The organism is Bacillus cereus group sp. BfR-BA-01524, from assembly GCF_022662595.1.
Classification (GTDB): domain Bacteria; phylum Bacillota; class Bacilli; order Bacillales; family Bacillaceae_G; genus Bacillus_A; species Bacillus_A thuringiensis_S.
In genome coordinates this window covers 1-249 of sequence record NZ_JAKUDW010000402.1, presented here as the reverse complement: position 1 = coordinate 249, position 249 = coordinate 1, and the positions used below count along the sequence as shown (strand labels likewise).

The following is a 249-nucleotide window of genomic DNA, read 5'->3' as shown; positions in this document are numbered from 1 at the left end:
GGTACTAACAACGATAAAGATATCGCATCTATGGACAAAGAGTATCAAGCATTAGCACAAGAAATTGATCATATTGCTGATAAAACAAATTTCAATGGTAACGCATTTTTAAATAAAGGTACCAATCCTGGTGAGGGTAAAGATATCACAATTCAGCTTTCTGACGCTTCAAATGATACAATGAAAATCACAGCTATCGATACAAAAGGTAAAACAACTGGTACTTTAGCAGTTTCAACTGATGGATCA

Annotated in this window: 1 pseudogene; it reads left to right on the top strand. The window is 34.1% G+C overall.

Going from position 1 to position 249, the window contains the following annotated elements:
* Positions 1–249, top strand: a pseudogene (locus MR170_RS31640) (flagellin); the annotation flags it as partial.